The sequence below is a fragment of the Terrabacter sp. P5_B1 genome, from assembly GCF_056400505.1.
The window spans coordinates 1-18,432 of the sequence record NZ_JBFULD010000038.1; the positions used below are offsets into that span (position 1 = coordinate 1).

An 18,432-nucleotide genomic window follows, 5' to 3' on the forward strand; every position below is an offset into this window, starting at 1 on the left:
GGGTGAAACGGTGGTGTAAGAGACCACCAGCGCTCCAGGTGACTGGAGCGGCTCGGTAAACCCCACCCGGAGCAAGTCCAGACAGCGTATGCACGACGCCCTCGGGCGCCGAGGAGACCGGCCCGGTCGAGTGCGCGGGTAGGACGCTCGAGCCGGTCAGCAATGGCCGGCCCAGATGGATGGCCGTCGCCGCGTCACTGGTAACGGGGGCGCGGAACAGAACCCGGCGTATCGGCCGACTCATCCACTTTCAGGCCCTTGAACTGCGGTGATGTGTCTCGTCACTCCCCGGTAGTCCGCAAACAGTCCGCAAACTTCGGAGGACTCCGTCGGCGGCTGCAGGGCGCGGTTCCACTCGGTCCAGGAGGCGGAATGGCGCAGGGGGAGTGCCCACGCTGTTGGTGAAGACCAGTGTGGTCGAGGGGTAGGCGCGCAGGGGCTCCGGGAGTGGATCAACGACGACAGCCGGCAGGGGGACGACGCGCACGCCGGCTTGGGAGTTTGGGTGGTCCGAAGAACGGCTCGCGGCCGTTGACGTTGATGAGCTGCCGGTTGACGAGGACGGTGCGGCGCTCGAGGTCGAGGCGGTTCAACGGTGAGGCCGAAGACCTCGCCCTGGCGTAGTCCGGTTCCGGCGGCAAGAATCACGAGCGCGTGATGCCGGTGAGGCATGTGCTGCACGATGGCGACGAGCTGGTCTTCGGTCGTGGGTTGGACCTTGGGCTTGGGGACCTTGGGCAGCTTGGTGCCGGTGCACGGGTTGGACACGATGCGTTGGTCCGCGACGGCGGACTTGAGCGGAGAACACGGACGAGAGCCTCGCCCTCGAGGGCCCAGCACTCACCCTCTCGGTGATTGCGATCTCGCGGTAGGTGGCCGCTGCAGGCCGGTCTCCGCGTCCGGGCACCGGCCCTGCCCAGGCCTTAAGGTCCAGACATGGAAGAGATCACGATCCCGTGCCCGACCGAAGGCTGCGATGGTGAGGTGACCGCGACTGCCGAACCGATCATGTCCGGGACCGAATGGGCCGTCCAATATGTCGGTGAGGACCCCGCCGTCCGGTGCTCGAAGGGCTGCAAGTCGCCGGTCGAACTCGTAGAACCAGTGAAGCGCGCACTGCAAGCCGGCTGATTATGCGGGACGTGTCCGCGACCGGTCATGGGCGTCCCCGTTCCCCAGGACGTGGGCGCGGCGAGGCTGCAGGTCCCGTGATGCGACGATCCGAGCGGCGGGGTGACTGGCGCCGCGCCCTTCGCGCTCGGCGGCAACCCGGCGCGCATGCACGGGATGCATCAAAGCGGCGGATTGGTGCAGGTCCCAGAGGGTGGCCGCCAGGGCGCCGGGTAACCGTCGGGAGCGGGACCTCCGCGCGTGGGGGTGTGACCGTTGTGCCGCCTTCCTGTCGGGCCGATCCTGCGGCTTGCGCTTGGGCTGCGCCGGTGTGGCTCCCTGACGGAAAAATGCCTGCTGTGCTCCCGAAGGCGCCATCCGCGACCTATCGTTTGATCCGGGAGGTCGCGTGCCCGTGTGGCACCACTCCGTTTGAACCGAAGAGGTTTCAGGGGGTCATCATGAGGGTGCACCGGTCGCCACAACCGCCGCCGAAGCACGAGATGCTCGCACATGAACGCCACGCACGAACGTTTCTCAAGGTAGGCGTGGTCGTAGCGGTCTTGATCGTCGCGGGTGCCGTGTACATGGGCATCGCGCTCTCCGGGAGCGTTTCGCCATCGGCGCCGAGCAGGCATGCGGGACCGGCGACGAACGCTGCGGCGCCGTGGACCATCCCCGGGCTGGCGCAGGCCATGAACGCCCCCCTCACCGTGACACCGCCGCCGCAGCCGTCCACCACCTCCGGACCCGCACACGCCGCTGCTACGAAGGTTGGCAGTATCCCGCCGCAGCTTGCCGCCGCGGTGTCGTCCTGTCGGACGCGATGGCGGCTCCAGTCGGCCGCGTTCTCTGCTGCCGACCGGTCGCTGGCCCAGTGGCGCAGACATCTGGAGATCATGAACGATCTGCAGGCTGGCCGGATCAGCCTCGCAACGGCGAAGGCGCAGTGGCCGTACACGACGTACCAAGCGGCCGACAACGTGGCTGTGTTCCGCAACACAGACGCCGCCCGGGCTGCCTCCTCGACGACCTGCGCCGTCGACGATTCAGCGACCGGACCAGCAGCCGACGCCCTTCGCGTCTGCGCCGCCTCGATGCGAACGGTGGACGGCGCCTTGGAAAAGGCGCGAGTCGCGATCGCTCCGTGGGACCGGCACATCAAGGACCAAACCCATTTCGCGATGGGCATGATGACCCCTGCGGCCGCCGAGGCCGCGTGGCGAGTGATGTGGCAGAAAGGCGAAGCGACGCTACCCCTCTACGATCACGAGGCTGCTGACGTGCGGCAAGCCAGTTGTTCGCTGGCCTCCTGAAGGAGGTTCCCCGTCGACGCATGGTTCTCGGGCATGCCGTCCAGCCACCGCTCCGGATCCAGCCGCGCCAGCGCGTACCGACTGCACGCCCAGAAGAAGACGCCACGCTTCTGGCCGGGGCCGGGGCCGGGGCCGGGGCCGGGGCCGGGGCCGGGGCCGGGGCCGGGGCCGGTTCCGAGTCCGGCGCGCTCGGGGCGCTGACCAGACCGCCCAGGTCACTCCTTCAGGATGCGACGCGGAGGCGGCGACGGATCTCGTGGACGACTGGTGCGACGCTTGGGCGCACCGGGTTGCTGTGAGCGCCCAAGGACGATCCGTCAGGGCTGCAACAGGGAGACGGACCGAATCCGGACCATGGGCCGAGAGGGCGCTGTGCGGCATGACCCACACAACCCCGTCGAAGCGCTGTGCGCGCTTGGCGGCTTCTCGGGAAAACGCCGAACTCGGAGCAAGAGCTCACCCATGCGCTCGGGTTCTTGATGAGTCAGTGGGCTGAGTACCGGGTGAGGAAGGTGCCCCAGTTCGCGCTGACATCACGAGGTCCGGGGATGTACTCGGTGCCCATTATGATGGCGCCGTCTTCTGCGACCGCGGCGGAGTAGTCGCCCCACCGGCACGTGCCGTGGCTGTACGGCGGGTAACACGTGAAGCCGTCCTCTGGTGCCAGGCCGAGGCCGTTGACGTGGATCGGGTCGTGGGGTCCGGTACGGTCGAAGGCTGCGTAGGCGGCGCTGGGCCAGAAGTCCTGTCCGATGAGACTGAACACCATGGCCCCGTTGCCGGTTGCGTCCAATCCGATGGCCGGGTAGGCCAGGCTGGCACCGGCGACGGCGACGTAGCCTTGCCGTTCCATGGTCGCGGTCACGCCGGCGGCACCGTCCGTCGGACGCACCATGAACCACGCGACTGCGCTCTTGGTCGCCGTGCCTGCCGGTCCGGCGCCGGTGTTCAAAGAGGACGTGAGCATCCCGCCCGTGTAGATAACCTGCTGCATCCGGTCGTCGTTGACGCTGACCTTGGGCAGCGGCTTGTCCCGGCTGGTGCCGAGTGGACGGGGACCCGGCTTCTGCCTCGCAGCGACGGGTGGCGCGTAGGGTTCACTGGGCACCAGGTCATGGCTGAGATGTACGTCCGGGTGCGCCCCGTTCAGGGTCTGTGTTCCCCTCAGTGCCCAGACGACCACCGCTTCGGCGCCCCTGCCGCCCGAGGTGGCGAAGCCGTTGAAGTCCGGGGTGCTGAGGAAGTACTCAGTGTTGGGCGCGTAGACGCCCTGCGGAGGCGTCTGGGCTGGTTGCAGCGCGTTCGCTGGGAAGCCTTGGATCGTGGACGCTCCGACGTGAATGTTGACCAAGGTCGGCAACGGGACATCGCCCGCGGCGGCCGCCGCCAGCCCGGTCTTGGACAGGGCGTACAGCGCGCCTCCGTTGCTGTTGAAGAGACCCTTGATCGGGTAGATGTCTGTACTGACATAGAAGCCGTTCGCGTCCGCGCCGATTCGCGGTTGGTCCCCGAAGCACGGGCAGTGTGGAAGTCGCTGGGTGTCACCGCGCCCGTTATCGGTCGTGTCCACCGCGAAGATTGCGTAGTCACCGGCCGCGTCGCTGGTGGAACTGACCGCGATCAAGAGGGAGGACCGCTGCCCGAACGCGCCAGTCGACGGGTTGACGTCGATCTCGAGTGCGGTGGAGAACCAGCGCCCCAACTGGGGGTCGTAGTAGCAGCGGGGGTCTGACAGGAACGGGCCGAACTTCTTCGTAGCCGGATCAAAATCCGGCGGTTGGGCGAAGAAGTCGTTGAGTGATACGGGACGGGTCAAAGCTGCGCCGGTGTCCGTGTAAATGCGGACCGCGAGGTTGACCTGTTCCATCACCACGCCGTGGGAGGCGCACAGGCCAAGGTCGGGGGGCTCCACGTCGAAGCCGTTCTTGCGCCCCGACGTGACCGCGTTGATGCCGTTGAAGCCGGTGGCACCGGGGTGGGCCAAGGTTACCGGCGAGTTGGGCGGGTTCGGCACCGGGATGGGGCTAGCTCCTGCCGCGGCCGACTCCGGCTTCTCCTTGGAGGCCCGTCCCGGCAGGGCCATTGCGCGGTCCACGCCCGGCAATGCCCGCACGTTCACTCTCCCCACCCGCACCAGCGGCTGAGGCCCCGGCGCCCCGGCGGCGCTCGCAGCGACACCAGTCCCGGCGGCCACGCCCCAGGTGAACACCGTCATCACGGCGGCAACCCCCAGTGAGGTGAACTTGAACGCTCGACGCATCGCGAACTCCTGTGAGCCTGAGGGCCGGTTACAGTGCGTCGGTGCACCGCAAGGGGCGCGTTCCTGAGTCGACAAAAAACTTAGCGCGGGAAATCGCCAATTGTCGATGCATGTTTATCGTGACGATCCACCCGATCACCGCATTCGGAAGACGTATCCACGAGGCACCTATCTCCTTGCGATCCGTTGCGACATCCGCATAACCAGGCACCAAGTGAGGATGGCTCGCTGCGAGCTGCCGCCAGGTCGGCAGCAGCAGCGGGTGTCGTGCCTGACATCCTGGCGCGTTACGGCCTCCACGGGTCACCGCGCCAACCGTCGCCTCGGTCCCGCGTAGCCACAGATCCGCCGGGCCCGCTAGGCCGATGAGGCGTCACGGCCGGCGTAGGGTTCGGAAGGAGGGTCGGCGCGTCCTGCGGCGACAGATCGGAGTCCCCGGTGCCAGCCGATCCGCCGGTTCCAGCCCCACCTGGACCGCCCCTGGGGGCACTGATGGCGCTCGTCCGTGCCGCTCGTGCAAACGTGGACGTCTTGCGGGCGGGAAGAGTTGATCCGGCACTGCTGTTGGCCGCTCGTGGCGTGCTGCTCGACGCCATGGAGAGGTATGCCGCAGAGCTCGTCAGACTCAGGCTGCCCATGCCGCCGGGACTCCGTGACGAGCTGCGCCTACAGCGGGGCATCCGTGCACCCCAGCGCCCGGGGCCACCTCACCGGCGTTGAGCTGAGGGGGCCGGGGATCGTCGCCGCCACCGCTCACCAGTCACCAGCAACAAGCCCCTCGGCCGGTAGGGAGATGTGTTCGGCGATGACGTCGTGGCCGAGCCGGGCGAAGGCGATCCGGAGAGCAGGCCCGTCGTCAGGCCGCGGAGGGCGACGCACCGGCCGAAGAGGCGACAGCATCCTCATGCCAGTCGCGGGATCACTGAGGCGCGGTACCCCTCGACCCCTCGACCAAGCCGTTGGGAGCCGATCCGGGACGAGCACCTGCCTCGGGGTAAGGGAGGCTCGACGAGTCGGCCCGCCGGTTGGCTCATGACGCCGCTTCGCCGACGGCTCGACGTGACGAGGAGACTGCTGTGTCGACCGATGACCGCATAGCCCGGGTCTGGGGGGACCGCACGCCGTACGCGAGGGGCGGGACGTGGCCCCAACGGGTGGACCAGCACCTCGCCGCCGGGATCACCGAAGCAGACGTGGACGGGTGGGTGCGCACAGCGTCCACCTTGCACTCCAACGGCGACGCCTTCGAGGTCGCCGTTCATGACGGGCGCATCGTCGGGGTTCGTGGCCGGGCCGACGACCGCGTCAACCACGGGCGGTTGGGCCCCAAGGACCTCTTCGGCTGGCAGGCGACCCACTCGCCGGACCGGCTGACCAGCCCGCTGGTACGGCGGGACGGCGAACTCGTCGAGTGCTCCTGGGACGAGGCCATGGACGCCGTGGTCAACCGCACGCAGCATCTCCTCGAGGAGCAGGGGCCGAGTGCCATCGGCTTCTACACGACCGGGCAGCTCTTCCTCGAGGAGTACTACACCCTCGCCCTGGTGGCGCACGGCGGCATCCGAACCAACCACGTCGACGGCAACACCCGGCTCTGCACCGCCACTGCGGCCGAGGCGCTCAAGGAGTCCTTCGGCAGCGACGGCCAACCCGGCTCCTACACGGACGTGGACCACGCCGACGTCATCGCCCTCTTCGGCCACAACGTCGCAGAGACGCAGACCGTCCTGTGGATGCGGATGCTGGACCGGCTCGACGGAGACGACCCGCCCGCCATCATCTGCGTCGACCCGCGTCGGACGCCCGTCGCCGCACGGGCCACCGTCCACCTGGCCCCACGCCCGGGCACCAACGTCGCGCTGATGAACGGGCTGCTGCACGAGATCATCGCCAACGGCCACGTCGACCAGGCGTGGGTCCAGGCGCACACCGTGGGCTACGACGACCTGGAGAAGCTCGTCGCGCGCTACGCCCCGGAGCTCGTCAGCACGATCTGCGACGTGCCTGCTGACGACCTGCGGCTCGCTGCCCGCCTCATGGGTGAGTCGGAGGCGCTGCTGTCGACGGTGCTCCAGGGCTTCTACCAGTCCCACCAGGCAACGGCCGCCGCCGTGCAGGTCAACAACGTGCACCTCCTGCTCGGCATGATCGGCCGGCCCGGCTGCGGCATCCTGCAGATGAACGGGCAGCCGACGGCCGAGAACACCCGTGAGTGCGGGGCCGACGGGGACATGGCGGGATTTCGCAACTGGAGCAACCAGGCGCATGTCGAGGACCTGGCCAAGGTCTGGAACCTCGACCCCAAGAAGATCCCCCACGCGACACCGCCCACCCACGCGATGCAGATCATGCGCTACGTCGAGGACGGGTCGATCCGCCTCCTCTGGGTCTCCGGCACCAACCCCGCAGTGTCGATGCCGGAGCTGGCGCGGATGCGCTCGATCCTGTCGCAGGAACGCCTCTTCCTCGTCGTACAGGACATCTTCCTCACCGAGACCGCGCAGCTGGCCGACGKCGTGCTCCCCGCCGCGGCGTCGAACGAGAAGACCGGCACCCTGACCAACGTCGACCGCACTGTGCACCTGTCCGAGAAGGCCGTCGACCCACCGGGGGAGGCGCGCCCCGACCTCGACATCTTCGTGGACTTCTCGCGGCGGATGGGTCTGCAGGACAAGGACGGAGAGCCTCTCGTCAAGTGGGCCACGCCCGAAGACGCCTTCGACGCCTGGCGCGAGTGCAGCCGCGGGCGACCCTGCGACTACAGCGCTCTCAGCTACGAGAAGCTGCGCGGGCCCAGCGGAGTCCAGTGGCCGTGCACCGACGAGGCGCCAGACGGCACCGAACGACTCTACGAGGGCGGCGTGTTCTGGGCCTCGCCGGAAGACTGCGAGACCTACGGTCGCGACCTCGAGACCGGGGCGCCCGTCGAGGAGGGGGAGTACCGCGCGCTCAACCCGTTCGGTCGGGCCGTGATCAAGGCTGCCGACTACCGGCCGGCCCACGAGCTACCGGACGAGGACCACCCGCTGCAGCTGATCACCGGTCGGACCGTCTACCACTTCCACACGCGTACCCGGACTGCACGGGCCCCCGAGCTGCAGGCAGCCGCCCCCGAGGTCTGGGTCGAGGTGTCGGCCCATGACGCACGTACGCACGGTCTGCAGGAGGGCGACCTCGCCGAGGTACGCACCCGCAGGGGAGAGGTGCGAGCGCGGGTGCGAGTGAGCGGGATCCGCCGGGGCGTCGCCTTCCTTCCGTTCCACTACGGCTACTGGGACACCGACACCGGTTGGCGTCCCGGTGAGCACGGACGGGCGGCGAACGAGCTGACCCCCACGGTCTGGGACCCAGCGTCGAAGCAGCCGATCTTCAAGACCGCCGCGTGCGCGATCCGCAAGGTCGCCGACGGTGACGGCACACCGGCTCCCGCGCCGGACACCACCGCATCCGCACGCGTGTCCGTCGAGTCCACGGAAGGAGCGTCGCGATGAGGATCGGCACCGTCCTGAGGGACCTGCACCACGACGAGAACGAGCTGTGCCGGACGCTCCTGCGCGTCGCGGACGAGCACCGGGCGGACCACGAGGTCTACTACGTCGGCCGCGACCTCGCCGAGTGGAGCGCCCGACACGTCCGGGAGATCGCCGCCATAGCAGGCAGCTTCGGCCAGGAGCTCGATCCTTCACCCGACGGTTCCCCTTCCGTCGTCGATCAGGCGCGCCGGTGGATGTCGGAGCGCAGCGCTCGGTCATCCGAGATGGAGCTCGTCATGGTGCGTGACCTGCGAGAGGTCTACCTGCGCGCCTCGAGCGTCCTGACGGACTGGGAGATGATCGGCCAAGCCGCCCAGGCCATCGTCCACGACGACCTGCTCTCCCTTGCCACGAAGTGCCAGTCAGAGACGAAACGTCAAGCCACGTGGGCGAACTCGAAGATCAAGGAGTCCTCGACCCAGGCGCTGGTCGTATGACCACCGGCGTGCTCCACCAGCCGCCGGGAGAGCCCACGTCGGGTGCGCAACCAGAGCTGCGCGTCGTGGTGCGTCCCGTCGGAAACCCCCTGCCGCTCGGCTTCCTCGCCCTCATGGTCGCCACGGTGGCCACGGCCATGCTCCAACTACACGTGCTCGAGCCGTCCCAGGGACGGGTGGTCGCCACGGGCATCCTCGGACTGACCGTGCCGCTCCAGCTCGTCGCCTGCGTCCTGGGCTTCCTCGCCCGCGATCCCACGGCGGGGACCGGCATGGGCATCCTGGCCGGCACGTGGGCCGGGATGGGCTTCGCGCTCCTGCTGTCACCACCCGGCGCCACGTCGTCGGCGCTCGGCGTGCTGCTGCTGTGCTCGGCGGTGGCCATGTGCGTGCCCACCGTGGCGGCAACCAGCAAGCTCGCCGCGCTGGCAGTGATGGGACTCAGCGCGATCCGCTTCGCGGTGACAGGGATCGGCGAGCTCACCGGCTCGCAGGGTTGGCTCTCTACTGCCGGCTGGGTCGGACTCGTGCTGGGTCTCGTGGCCGCGTATGCCGCGCTCTCCTTCGAGCTCGAGGACGTGCGGCACGCGCCCGTGCTGCCCACCGGACGCCGCGCCATGGGCGCCGACACCATGACCGCCTCGGCCGCTGACGGCCTGGCGTCCGTCCCGCACGAAGGCGGGGTCCGCAAGCAGCTCTGACGTTTCGAGACGAGTCCGGCTGCGGATTCCCGGTGGGCGTCCGGCTTTGGTCCCCTCGTAGGTCATTGTGATGGCACGTCCTGCCAGGTGAGGCTGTAGGCCACGAGGTCCGGCACACCTGCGAGCAATCCGGCGGGAAAAGGGTACTGGCGACTGCGTGGAACCCATTCCAGAGACCAGGGAAGCGCTTCGGCGCCTGGCGGAGACCGGCGACACGCAACTCGGACCCGAGCTGGCAGAGGCGGCGTCGGCGCTGCGACGGCGCGTGCAGGGGCTTGTCGGCTTCAGCATCAGTGTCCTCGAGCAGGACATCACGTTCACCTATCTCACCAGCGCCGAGGCCCCCGCTGGCCTCGATGCCGTGCAGTATCTCGACGGCGGACCGTGCGAGCAGGCGGTCGACTCCGGTGAAGTGGTGGAGGTCGTCCATGAGGACCTCCTGCACGAGGGCCAGTGGCAGCTGTTCGCCCAAGCCAGTGGCACCGTGGGTGTGGCGAGCACGCTCTCTCTGCCCCTGCTGGACGGAGACCGGCTGGTGGGCAGCGTCAACCTGTACGGGGCCCGGGCCGACACGTTCGACGGCCGTCACGAGGAGCTGGCCGCCCTCTTCGGCGCTTGGGCCCCCGGGGCGGTGACGAATGCCGATCTCTCGTTCGACAGCAGGATCCAAGCCGCGCGAGCCGTGGATCGCCTCGAGGACCTGGCCGTCGTGGACCTCGCCGTGGGACTGCTGGTCGCCACTCGCGGGAGCACGCCTCAGCAGGCCCGACGCGAGCTCGAGCAGGCGGCCGCGCGTGCCGGCGTGACGCTCCCGGCCCTCGCTCACCTCCTCATGGACGCCCACCCGGGCCCCCACGACGACGCCGAAGCGTGACCGACCACCGCTGTCCGTGCGGCATGCCGCCGCTCAGCCCTGCTTGGCGGTGGTCGCCAGCCCCTCCATGAAGTAGCGCTGTCCGAACGCGAAGACCACGATCATCGGCAGCGTCGCGACGAGGGTCGCAGCCATCGCGATCTCCCAGTGGTACTCGCCGGACAGGGCGAAGCCGTCCACGATCTGCTTGAGTCCGCGAGGCATCGTGAAGTAGTCCTCCGTCTGCAGGTAGATCAACGGCTTGAGCAGGTCCGACCAGCTCGCCTGCAGCTCGAAGATGAAGACGATGATGAGCGCCGGTCGGCACAGCGGCAGGGCGATCCGGCGGAAGAGCCCGAAGTGGCTGCAGCCGTCGATGCGAGCCGCCTCGAAGAGCTCGCGTGGGACCCCGAGGAAGAACTGGCGCATCAGGAAGATGTAGAAGGCGGAGCCGAACAAGTTGTTGGCCCACAGGGGCACCTGGGTGTCGATGAGCCCGAGCTGGTGCCAGATGAGGTAGACGGGAATCATCGTCACCGCGCCCGGCAGCATCATCGTGGCGAGCACCAGACCGAACAGCGGCCCGCGCAGGCGGAACCGGAAGTAGGCGAAGCCGAAGGCCACGAAGGCGCTGGAGAACGTGACGGTCAGGGCAGCCATCACAGAGACGACCCCCGAGTTGAGCAGCCAGCTCAGCACGGGACCGGCGTCCCACACCGCGAGGAAGTTCGACCACTGCACGGTCTCGGGGACGAGCCGGCGCGCTCCAGGTTCGCCTGAGGGCTCAATCCAGCTCGACGAGGGTGCCGGACTCGGTCACCTCGGCAGACAGTTCCCGCAGTTTGACGTTGCGGTGCTGCGACACGAGCCGGAGGGCGTCCATCACCTGCTCCTCCGTCAGCCGGTACCGGCTCATCAGGACACCGCACGCCTGCCCGATGAGCTCCCTGCTGCGCATCGCCGCTTGCAGGTTCACCACCTGTCTCCGCAGGTCGATGAGCGCGGTGGCCTGAACGGCCAGGGCTTCGGCCATGGTGAGCAGCCTGGCGGTGACGGTTGCCCCGCTGACATCACGCGACGAGCCGACCGGCGTCCTGCTCGTCCTGGACGCCGAGGCCCGCGACTGACACGAGACGCGCCCAGGGCTCAGGTGGCATCCGGCCGGGGCTCGCCCACCGGCGGGCTCCGGTCCGCCTCGGCGGCGGCCCGATCCGCACGGGCGCCCCGCCGGTGAACTTCAGCATCGTTGAGCAGCATGCTCTTCTTCGGCTCTCCTGAGCCGGAGGCTTGCTTCTCGAGGGCTGCGGCGGTTCGGTCGTGCGCCGCCGCGCGGTCGTGGGCGACCGCTGAGCGCGTACGCGCGACGCGGGCACGCCATTCCGACCGCTCCGCCGACTGCATGGCGGCAAGCACGTCGGCGGGCGTTGAACCACGCCCGCGACGAGCTCCGCGCGCCGTTGGGCGAGCTCCCGAGCACGCCCACCGGCCGCGTCAGCCGCCGCCCGGGGAGTCGCCTCCATGCATCCAGCCTAGACGCTCGGTCCTCGGAGTCGGGTACACCCAGGTCCGCGCGGTATGCGTGTCCGGCCGGCCTACGGGACCCGACGGCGCGGCGACCACGTCACCGGCCGGAGCACCCCGGCGGGGGCCGGCACTCCAGTACAGACAGCGCGAGCGGTTGCGTCCTACCTTCGACTCATGGTGGTCAAGCGCATCAAACCCAACATCTTGTCCAACGACTTCGAGTCGAGTCGCGCCTTCTACAACGACGTCATTGGTCTCGACGGCGGGGGAGGTCTGGACTGGATCCTCTTCTTCGGCACCGATAAGCGCGAAGTCCAGCTCAGCGTGATGGCCCTGGATGTCAAGGCACACCAGCATCCCGTTGTCTCCATTGAGGTAGACGATGTGGACCAGGTGTACGCCAGAGCCGTTGCTGCGGGTGCTGAGATCACGTACCCCATCACCGACGAGACCTGGGGCCTACGACGGTTCTTCGTGCGCGACCCGAACGGGGCAATCATCAACGTCACGCAGCACGATGAATAGCCAAAGCGGAAAGGAGGACAATTCGTTTTGAGGCTGCACAGGCCACTGCGCGCGGACGACGCCGCCTCGGCCGTCATCGTGAAGTGCTGCCTCCACGGACGGAGGCGCTGCCTCGTCCAAGGCCTAGGGCAGCCCGCGCAGCGCCCAGACCCTCAGCCAGTACGGCGGCCCAGAAGGTGAGTCCGCCGGTCCCGCCACCGCCGACCGAGGACGGGAAGAAGAGCACGTTGCCGGTGGTGCTCACTCGCGCGCTGTCGAGCGGTCGGTGAACGCCCAATCGACGCCGTCCTCGCCCAGGTCGTCGAAGGCGGGATGTCGTCGCAGGCCGATCTTCATGGCAACCCTCTGACTGGCCAGGTTCGTGGGGCGGATGCGGGCGACGACGAGCTCGGAAGAAGGCGCCTGCTGCGCCCAGTGCAAGAGAGCGGCCGCGGCTTCCGTGGCGTAGCCACGTCCCCAGGTCGATGGATGAAAGCGATACATCAGGTTGAGGACACGGTCCCCGTGGATCGTCGCCCACCGGACACCGCAGTTGCCAACCAGTCGACCCGTCTTCTCTTCGAAGACGCAACAGTTTCCAAACCCGTGCCGGTCCCAATGTCCCAACCAGCGGCTCACCAGTGCCTCGACGTCCTCGAGCTCTGTCACCAGATCCGACGGGTTGTGCTGGACGACTGACGGATTCGACAGAATCCCGAGGATCGCTACAGCATCAGCCTGCGCCGGCTGCCGTAGCGACAACCGTGCGGTCAATAGGCGAACGGGCTGCCGGAGCACCTCGGCAATCTACTCGCGGCGCGTCCGCTCTAGGTTGGCACGCGCGTTATTTGCTCCACGTGCTTGCACCATTGGAACCACGTGGAGTGGGTGCTCAGCTGCCCTCAACGACGCGAAAGGGCAAGGTCGACCAGCAGGCCGGGGTGATCAGTGGTGCCCTGCATGTCGATGACGGAGCGCGATCGCACCGCGCCGCCCGGACTCACCACGACGTCTTGAAGAGCTTCATCGTCGGTGCGCCGATAGCTCCTGGGGAGGCAAGCCTGTGGGCTGGGCGACCCACGAGCCGCGAGGTTGAGGTCCGCGCCCAGGATGATCGGTGCGCCGCCGTAGGGGCGGCTGATCCCCGGCAACACTGAGCTGAGGAGGTATCGGCACTGCTCGAGCGCGACGGTCGTACTGGCGCTGGCCGTGTGCGTTGTGCAGCCAGAGAACCGTTGGGCCAGAACGATGCACGCCCAGACGCGTTCCTCCGGGTCGCCGGAGTCCTGCACCGGGTAGACACCGCTGAAACTGCGCACGCCAACTGTGGGGGACGAGGCCGCCACCAGAACGGCGTCGCCGAACTCCTGGCCGTTCTGACACCGAACCGGGGCCTGGCTGGGGCGATCCTTCGCTGACGCGAACGTCGAGGCGATGGTGGCAGCAGGTAAGGCGACCGACATCGCCTGCTTCAGGACGCCAACGTCATCGCGGCAAACCTCGTTGAGGCTGATCATGTCCGGCCGATGCTGATGGACAAGTGACACCGCCGTGCTCACGGCACGGCCGCCGGTGTAGCACGCAGCGCGCCCGCTGTTGCACAGGTTCATCTGCAACACACGTACCTGTGTCTGGAACGGTCCGACCGTTGGCCGACTGCTGCTGGTTGGGCCGCTCGCCGCGCGACCGGCGTCGCAGGCCGCCAGGCCGCTGAGGGAGAAAGCCACGAGGCACGCCGAAGCGGCGGCCAAACCGGGGCCGCGGACGATCCGGACGTCCATACCCACCATCGAACCCGGCAGCTGCGCGGTGTGCAATGGCGGGGCGTGGTGGGTAGCTCGCAAACTGCTCCGACGTGCCGGGTTGAGCCGAGCCGGTGACAGGCGCGGAGGCCCGATTGGCCGGCACAAGGTCAAGTCCGGATCGGTGGTGTACGACGGTGATCCATGGGCGGTTCGGTTAGGCGTTGATCGCGCTGGCGATCAGGTCGATGTTCACCCACCTTGACCGCTCAGAGATACCGGATCCCGAGGAGAGGCAACCCCGCTCGGTCCTGGTCGGTGAACTCTGAGGGGCCTGTGCTGTCGGTCCGGAAGGTGACGACTGTGCCGTTGCGTTCTCCGGGCTGCAGGGGCCTGAGCTGGCTATCGGGTGTGCCGTGGCCGTATGTCTGAGACCAGGCTGGCCCGCTGCATGAGGGCTGATGCTGAGCCCGACGCTGCTTGACCTGCGAGGGAGGCTTCAACTCTGGAACGCCCGCTCAAGAGTCCTCTTGATGGCCGCAGGCCAGTCCGCCTCGTTGGGGACGGTGACCAGCTCGGACGATGAGGACAGCCGGAGCACCCCGCTCTGCCCCTGCTGCCAAGCCGCGTTGATCGTCTTCGCGTCGGCCGAAGCCGGCCACGTCGCCGCCGGTGGCCCGACGAGGTCGTAGAGCGCCGTAGACGTCGGCCGAAGTCGGAGGTAGGCATCCCATGACCGGGGATCAAGGCTCTCGCGGTTTCGCGCCGGGTCGTCGAAGTGGTCGAGGTCGCTCCAGAGGTTGCTCAGCTCGACGTCGCCTGGGTCCTTGGGAGGCAGCACACGGGCCAGCGCCCCGTGGGGGCCCATGAAGCCAGGAGGGACCGGCTTGATGAGTACGACCGCCCGTGCGTCCTTCGCGTGCCGGCTCGTCCAGGTGAGCGCGATGGGCGCGCCGAGCTCGTCACCGAGCACGACGACGGGGCGGGTGAGCCCCAGCCCAGAGATGACGCCTTCGAGGTCATCGGCCAGGGAAACGAAGCTTTGCGAATGCCGCGAGAATCGCTGCGTCCGACGCCGAGCCGGTCGTACAGACACACTTGAGCATGCGGGGCCAGGTCATGCAGGTAGGGGCCTGTATCGTCCATGGACCGCCCGTAGTCGGCCACCGCGATGACCGCGGGACCGCTGCCGTCGCACCGGGCCCGGAAGTGCCGGCCCGCCAGGACGATGTCGCGTTCGAGGCCCGTCGTCGCGGTCGGGGCGGCCGCAGCTGTCACCGTGCTGGCCCCGCGCGCGGAGGTCGTGGTCGCGGTCGTCGCCGTGGCCGTGGCTACATGGTGGAGGTCGGCGGCGCAGCCGGTGACGCCGAGCCCCAGCGCTAGGCTCGCGGCCGCGACCGCACTCCCACGGGCGGGGTGATGCCTGCGCTCGTCGCTCGTGGTTCTCATGGGTGCCTCCTCGCGAGTGCGTGACCACCTCTGTTCGTCCGCTTCCACGATGACCGATCGGCACGAGGCGGTCTGTGCGCTCGATGACACAGGCAGCCGAAGCGTCATCTGCTCGGCGGGAGACGCACGCGTGGCGGTACATGCCTGGGGCGCCGTCCGCTCAAGCACCGAGCGCGCACACGTAGGCAAAGCACCTCCGGCGGACATGACCCCACCCGCCAGCAGGGAAGGTTGGCGAATCGCCGTGCTGGCGCCCCTCGCAGGAAACGGGCGCTTGCGACGCGCTTGGCCTCATCCGCCAACCGAGACTCCGGGCCTGAGGAGCTCTCTACCGGCGTTTGCCCTCGAGGAAGAGACCGATCGCCTTGTCGATGCGCCGTTGCCGGGTGCCGGGGGACTTGGCCGTGTTGACGTTGTCCACGTGGTGGCGCTGCAGGCTGTTGGGCAGGGTGTCGAAGAACTGGCGGGCTCCCGGTTGGGAGTCGAGAGCGGCTGCGAAGTCGGCAGGCATCTCCACGGCGCGCGGTGAGCTTGCGACCGTGAGCGTCACCCGGATCGGGTCCCCGCCAGCCAGCCCGGTGGCCGCGCGCACGGCCGCGCTCAGGCCGATGAGGTACAGCCCTCCCATGACCGCCACGGTGCTGCGGTACGCGTATCCGTTGACGTCTACAACGACCGCCGGCCGTTTGCCAGCACCCAGTTGCTCGATGATCAAGTCCGGGACGACGATGCCCGTGTTGATGCCGCTCGCGGTCAACGTGGTCTCGAAGGTGGCGGTCTTCGGTCCAGCAGTGGACATGGCTTCTCCTTCGATATCACCGGGAGGGGGAACACACAATCCGCTCTGCCACGACTGACCTCCGTCGAGCACCGCGGGAGCACATCGTGACATCGGCTTGTGCGCGGGAAGCGGCGATCTCGCACATTCGGTCGCCCACCGCCTGGCCGACGTGCACGCGCCGCCGATGTCCCACACTGGAGTGGTGGTTCTGGAGCACTGCACGGCGATCGTCGGCGGTCGTCGTCCTTCGGGGCGATCGCTTTCGCCTACGACGCCTTTCGGCCGGGCTACCCGCACGCACCGTTCGATGACTTGCTGGCGAGCATGTCGGCACGGCACTGGACGTGGGCTGCGGCACGGGCCAGGTGGCCGTCGAACTGCGCCGCCGAACGGTCTCGGTTCTGGGTGTCGACCCCGACCCGCGGATGGCAGCCGTCGCCGTCGGCCACGGCGTGGACGTGGAGGTGAGCGAGCTCGAGCGGTGGGAGGACGGAGGGCGACGGTTCGACCTGATCACCTCCGGGCACGCCTGGCATTGGGTCGACCTGTCGACGGGTGCCGACACGGCCGCGCGCGTGCTGCGTCCGGCCGGCACGCCGCGTTTGTGACAGCGGCACCGCGCACCTACCGCTGGCGTCGTCGACTGACCAGCGACCAGTGGTCCGGCTTGCTCGCCACCTTCGGCGACCACCAGCAGCTAGGCCCCCCGACGCGCTAGCCCGGCTGAACGGCGCGTTGGAAATCGGCGATCGACCGAAGCGGCGGCACCGTCCACGTCGTCGGCGGCACCTACCTCCAGTTAGCGGGCCACGTCTGCGGGCCATACGTCCTCACGGCACGAGCGCACAGGTGAGTGCCGGCGTGGCACGATCGCCGGATGCTGCGATTGACGGATTTCATCATCGACTGCCCGGACACGATGGAGCTGGCCGCCTTCTACGCCGAGGTGACGGGTCGCCCGGTCAACGAGGGCAGCCACGGCGACTGGGCCGGTATCCAGTTCGGCGAGTTCGAGTTGGCCTTCATCCGGGTCGATGAGTACCGCGCTCCGCAGTGGCCCGACAGCGAGCACCCCAAGCAGTTCCATCTCGACTTCGAAGTTGACGACATCGACGCCGAACACCGTCGCGTTCTGGCCCTCGGTGCGACCCTGCAGCAGGACTCCACCGGCCCAGATGGCTACGGCTGGCGCGTCTACACCGACCCCGTCGGCCACCCGTTCTGTCTGTGCCGCAACAAGGGTGTCACCTGGACCGACCGCGGCCCCACCTGGCCCGAGAGCGACTAGAGCGGGCACCCGAGGTGGCGCCCCCACGGGGCAGGAGCAGACCTGGGGGGCGTGTGCCATTGCGACGCCCGGTCTGTCGGGGGTGTCATCGAGGGGACTGCACATCGAGCGCGCCAGACCGCATTGCCTGCCGGCCGGTGAGGGGTCGCTTGAACGGGTCCGCAGTCAGGCGACTCGGGTCAGGAGCCCCTCCCACGTCGCGGCACCGCGCTCCGTCCAGGTATCGGCGAATGGTGCGGTCCGGGTGCCCCGCCTGGTGCACCGTGATCTGCAGGCAGGTGTGTAGGTCCCTGGCCAGGATGCCGCCCAGGAACTGAGCGGCGCGGTTCGGGCAGCTGCGCAGCGTCAGTGAGGAGGCCGTCCAGCGGCTCAGGTCGACCTCTGCCGTCGTCCATGCCTGCGCCGGAACCCAGGCCAATGCGGACCAGGGGCCCGAGACGCTCAGGGTGAAGTCGGCGACCCCAGGGCGCATCGACAAGGGGCTCTTCCGGAAGTACCAATCCATCCCGACCGGCATGCGCAGTCCCACGTCTCGCGCCAACGGCGGCTCGTCATGCGCGGACAGCGGCGGCAACCCGTCGAACGGGCTTTCGCCAACGAGCTCCCCGGGCTGCACACCGAGCGAGTCGGAGCACGCTAGTGAGACATGGCGAGCACCGGCGTCTGCCCGTTCAGCGGTACTCGTCGAGGCTTGCGCAGTAGAAGCACCCTCTGGGGCATGGCCCGAGCATCCGGCTGTCAGGAGCAGCACAGCCAGGCAGCCCGCTCGGACAGAAGACGTCGTGACACCTCCCGGGCCCCGTTACGCCACGTTGCTCGCGTGACGAGTTCCAGTATCCGCCGGCGCGGCGGAAGTCGCCCTGTGATGTGCCCGCCCGCGCCCTGCCGTCGCGGCGCGACGTGCCCGCGACACGCGCGCGTCATGCCGCCGCGT

17 protein-coding genes and 1 other RNA gene are annotated in these 18,432 nt (G+C 68.6%); 10 read left to right on the top strand and 8 right to left on the bottom strand.

The features are described 5' to 3' along the window. The 3 genes from rnpB to AC1DP0_RS04790 all read left to right on the top strand — a co-directional run. An RNA gene (rnpB, locus tag AC1DP0_RS04780) (RNase P RNA component class A) lies at positions 1 to 247 on the top strand; the annotation flags it as partial. 689 nt (positions 248 to 936) lie between these two features. Next, entirely contained in the window at positions 937 to 1,131 is a 195-nt protein-coding gene (locus AC1DP0_RS04785) for a hypothetical protein (protein WP_478082738.1), read from the top strand. 440 nt (positions 1,132 to 1,571) lie between these two features. After that, entirely contained in the window at positions 1,572 to 2,426 is an 855-nt protein-coding gene (locus AC1DP0_RS04790; RefSeq protein WP_478082739.1) for a hypothetical protein, read from the top strand. 484 nt (positions 2,427 to 2,910) lie between these two features. Here the strand turns inward: AC1DP0_RS04790 and AC1DP0_RS04795 are convergent, their stop codons facing one another. Further along, positions 2,911 to 4,686, bottom strand: coding sequence for a hypothetical protein (locus AC1DP0_RS04795; RefSeq protein WP_478082740.1), 1,776 nt, complete (start codon positions 4,684 to 4,686; stop codon positions 2,911 to 2,913). A gap of 1,076 nt (positions 4,687 to 5,762) precedes the next feature. Between AC1DP0_RS04795 and AC1DP0_RS04800 the strand changes: the two genes are divergently transcribed. From AC1DP0_RS04800 to AC1DP0_RS04815, 4 genes are all read left to right on the top strand, one after another. Continuing rightward, positions 5,763 to 8,177, top strand: coding sequence for a molybdopterin oxidoreductase family protein (locus AC1DP0_RS04800; RefSeq protein ID WP_478082741.1), 2,415 nt, complete (start codon positions 5,763 to 5,765; stop codon positions 8,175 to 8,177). Continuing rightward, complete coding sequence (locus AC1DP0_RS04805; RefSeq protein ID WP_478082742.1) at positions 8,174 to 8,656, top strand: hypothetical protein; 483 nt, start codon at positions 8,174 to 8,176, stop codon at positions 8,654 to 8,656. Before AC1DP0_RS04800 ends, AC1DP0_RS04805 begins: the two co-directional genes overlap by 4 nt. After that, entirely contained in the window at positions 8,653 to 9,357 is a 705-nt protein-coding gene (locus AC1DP0_RS04810; protein WP_478082743.1) for a GPR1/FUN34/YaaH family transporter, read from the top strand. The genes AC1DP0_RS04805 and AC1DP0_RS04810 overlap by 4 nt, the downstream gene beginning before the upstream one ends. Before the next feature lie 157 nt (positions 9,358 to 9,514). Beyond that, entirely contained in the window at positions 9,515 to 10,231 is a 717-nt protein-coding gene (locus AC1DP0_RS04815) for a GAF domain-containing protein (RefSeq protein WP_478082744.1), read from the top strand. A gap of 33 nt (positions 10,232 to 10,264) precedes the next feature. Here AC1DP0_RS04815 and AC1DP0_RS04820 read toward each other — a convergent pair whose 3' ends face one another. Both AC1DP0_RS04820 and AC1DP0_RS04825 read right to left on the bottom strand, forming a co-directional pair. Next, complete coding sequence (locus AC1DP0_RS04820; protein ID WP_478082745.1) at positions 10,265 to 10,951, bottom strand: carbohydrate ABC transporter permease; 687 nt, start codon at positions 10,949 to 10,951, stop codon at positions 10,265 to 10,267. Between the two features lie 43 nt (positions 10,952 to 10,994). Beyond that, positions 10,995 to 11,243, bottom strand: a complete 249-nt coding sequence (locus tag AC1DP0_RS04825; protein ID WP_478082746.1) for an ANTAR domain-containing protein — start codon at positions 11,241 to 11,243, stop codon at positions 10,995 to 10,997. 665 nt (positions 11,244 to 11,908) lie between these two features. Here AC1DP0_RS04825 and AC1DP0_RS04830 point away from each other — a divergent pair. Then, positions 11,909 to 12,259: a VOC family protein gene (locus AC1DP0_RS04830; protein WP_478082747.1), complete on the top strand. Its 351-nt coding sequence runs from the start codon at positions 11,909 to 11,911 to the stop codon at positions 12,257 to 12,259. A 240-nt stretch (positions 12,260 to 12,499) separates the two neighbouring features. Here the strand turns inward: AC1DP0_RS04830 and AC1DP0_RS04835 are convergent, their stop codons facing one another. From AC1DP0_RS04835 to AC1DP0_RS04850, 4 genes are all read right to left on the bottom strand, one after another. Then, positions 12,500 to 13,036, bottom strand: a complete 537-nt coding sequence (locus AC1DP0_RS04835) for a GNAT family N-acetyltransferase (RefSeq protein WP_478082748.1) — start codon at positions 13,034 to 13,036, stop codon at positions 12,500 to 12,502. A 104-nt stretch (positions 13,037 to 13,140) separates the two neighbouring features. Further along, positions 13,141 to 14,019 carry a hypothetical protein gene (locus tag AC1DP0_RS04840; RefSeq protein WP_478082749.1) on the bottom strand — a complete coding sequence of 293 codons (879 nt, stop codon included), beginning with the start codon at positions 14,017 to 14,019 and terminating at the stop codon, positions 13,141 to 13,143. Positions 14,020 to 14,479: 460 nt separating this feature from the next. After that, positions 14,480 to 14,953 (bottom strand): hypothetical protein, encoded by a 474-nt coding sequence (locus AC1DP0_RS04845; RefSeq protein WP_478082750.1) that lies wholly within the window; start codon positions 14,951 to 14,953, stop codon positions 14,480 to 14,482. Positions 14,954 to 15,757: 804 nt separating this feature from the next. Beyond that, positions 15,758 to 16,228 (bottom strand): YdeI/OmpD-associated family protein, encoded by a 471-nt coding sequence (locus AC1DP0_RS04850; RefSeq protein ID WP_478082751.1) that lies wholly within the window; start codon positions 16,226 to 16,228, stop codon positions 15,758 to 15,760. Positions 16,229 to 16,548: 320 nt separating this feature from the next. Here AC1DP0_RS04850 and AC1DP0_RS04855 point away from each other — a divergent pair, with 320 nt between their 5' ends. Both AC1DP0_RS04855 and AC1DP0_RS04860 read left to right on the top strand, forming a co-directional pair. Beyond that, positions 16,549 to 16,818 (top strand): class I SAM-dependent methyltransferase, encoded by a 270-nt coding sequence (locus AC1DP0_RS04855; RefSeq protein ID WP_478082754.1) that lies wholly within the window; start codon positions 16,549 to 16,551, stop codon positions 16,816 to 16,818. Between the two features lie 269 nt (positions 16,819 to 17,087). Beyond that, positions 17,088 to 17,498 (top strand): VOC family protein, encoded by a 411-nt coding sequence (locus AC1DP0_RS04860; RefSeq protein WP_478082752.1) that lies wholly within the window; start codon positions 17,088 to 17,090, stop codon positions 17,496 to 17,498. 85 nt (positions 17,499 to 17,583) lie between these two features. Here AC1DP0_RS04860 and AC1DP0_RS04865 read toward each other — a convergent pair whose 3' ends face one another. After that, positions 17,584 to 18,114 carry a hypothetical protein gene (locus tag AC1DP0_RS04865; protein WP_478082753.1) on the bottom strand — a complete coding sequence of 177 codons (531 nt, stop codon included), beginning with the start codon at positions 18,112 to 18,114 and terminating at the stop codon, positions 17,584 to 17,586. Positions 18,115 to 18,432 lie beyond the last annotated feature (318 nt).

What these genes read in the sequence shown, in the direction of transcription:
- AC1DP0_RS04785 (WP_478082738.1), top strand. Translation starts at nt 937, where the DNA reads ATGGAAGAGATCACGATCCCGTGCCCGACCGAAGGCTGCGATGGTGAG.
- AC1DP0_RS04790 (WP_478082739.1), top strand. Translation starts at nt 1,572, where the DNA reads ATGAGGGTGCACCGGTCGCCACAACCGCCGCCGAAGCACGAGATGCTC.
- AC1DP0_RS04795 (WP_478082740.1), bottom strand. Translation starts at nt 4,686, where the DNA reads ATGCGTCGAGCGTTCAAGTTCACCTCACTGGGGGTTGCCGCCGTGATG.
- AC1DP0_RS04805 (WP_478082742.1), top strand. Translation starts at nt 8,174, where the DNA reads ATGAGGATCGGCACCGTCCTGAGGGACCTGCACCACGACGAGAACGAG.
- AC1DP0_RS04810 (WP_478082743.1), top strand. Translation starts at nt 8,653, where the DNA reads ATGACCACCGGCGTGCTCCACCAGCCGCCGGGAGAGCCCACGTCGGGT.
- AC1DP0_RS04825 (WP_478082746.1), bottom strand. Translation starts at nt 11,243, where the DNA reads ATGGCCGAAGCCCTGGCCGTTCAGGCCACCGCGCTCATCGACCTGCGG.
- AC1DP0_RS04830 (WP_478082747.1), top strand. Translation starts at nt 11,909, where the DNA reads ATGGTGGTCAAGCGCATCAAACCCAACATCTTGTCCAACGACTTCGAG.
- AC1DP0_RS04840 (WP_478082749.1), bottom strand. Translation starts at nt 14,019, where the DNA reads ATGGACGTCCGGATCGTCCGCGGCCCCGGTTTGGCCGCCGCTTCGGCG.
- AC1DP0_RS04850 (WP_478082751.1), bottom strand. Translation starts at nt 16,228, where the DNA reads ATGTCCACTGCTGGACCGAAGACCGCCACCTTCGAGACCACGTTGACC.
- AC1DP0_RS04860 (WP_478082752.1), top strand. Translation starts at nt 17,088, where the DNA reads ATGCTGCGATTGACGGATTTCATCATCGACTGCCCGGACACGATGGAG.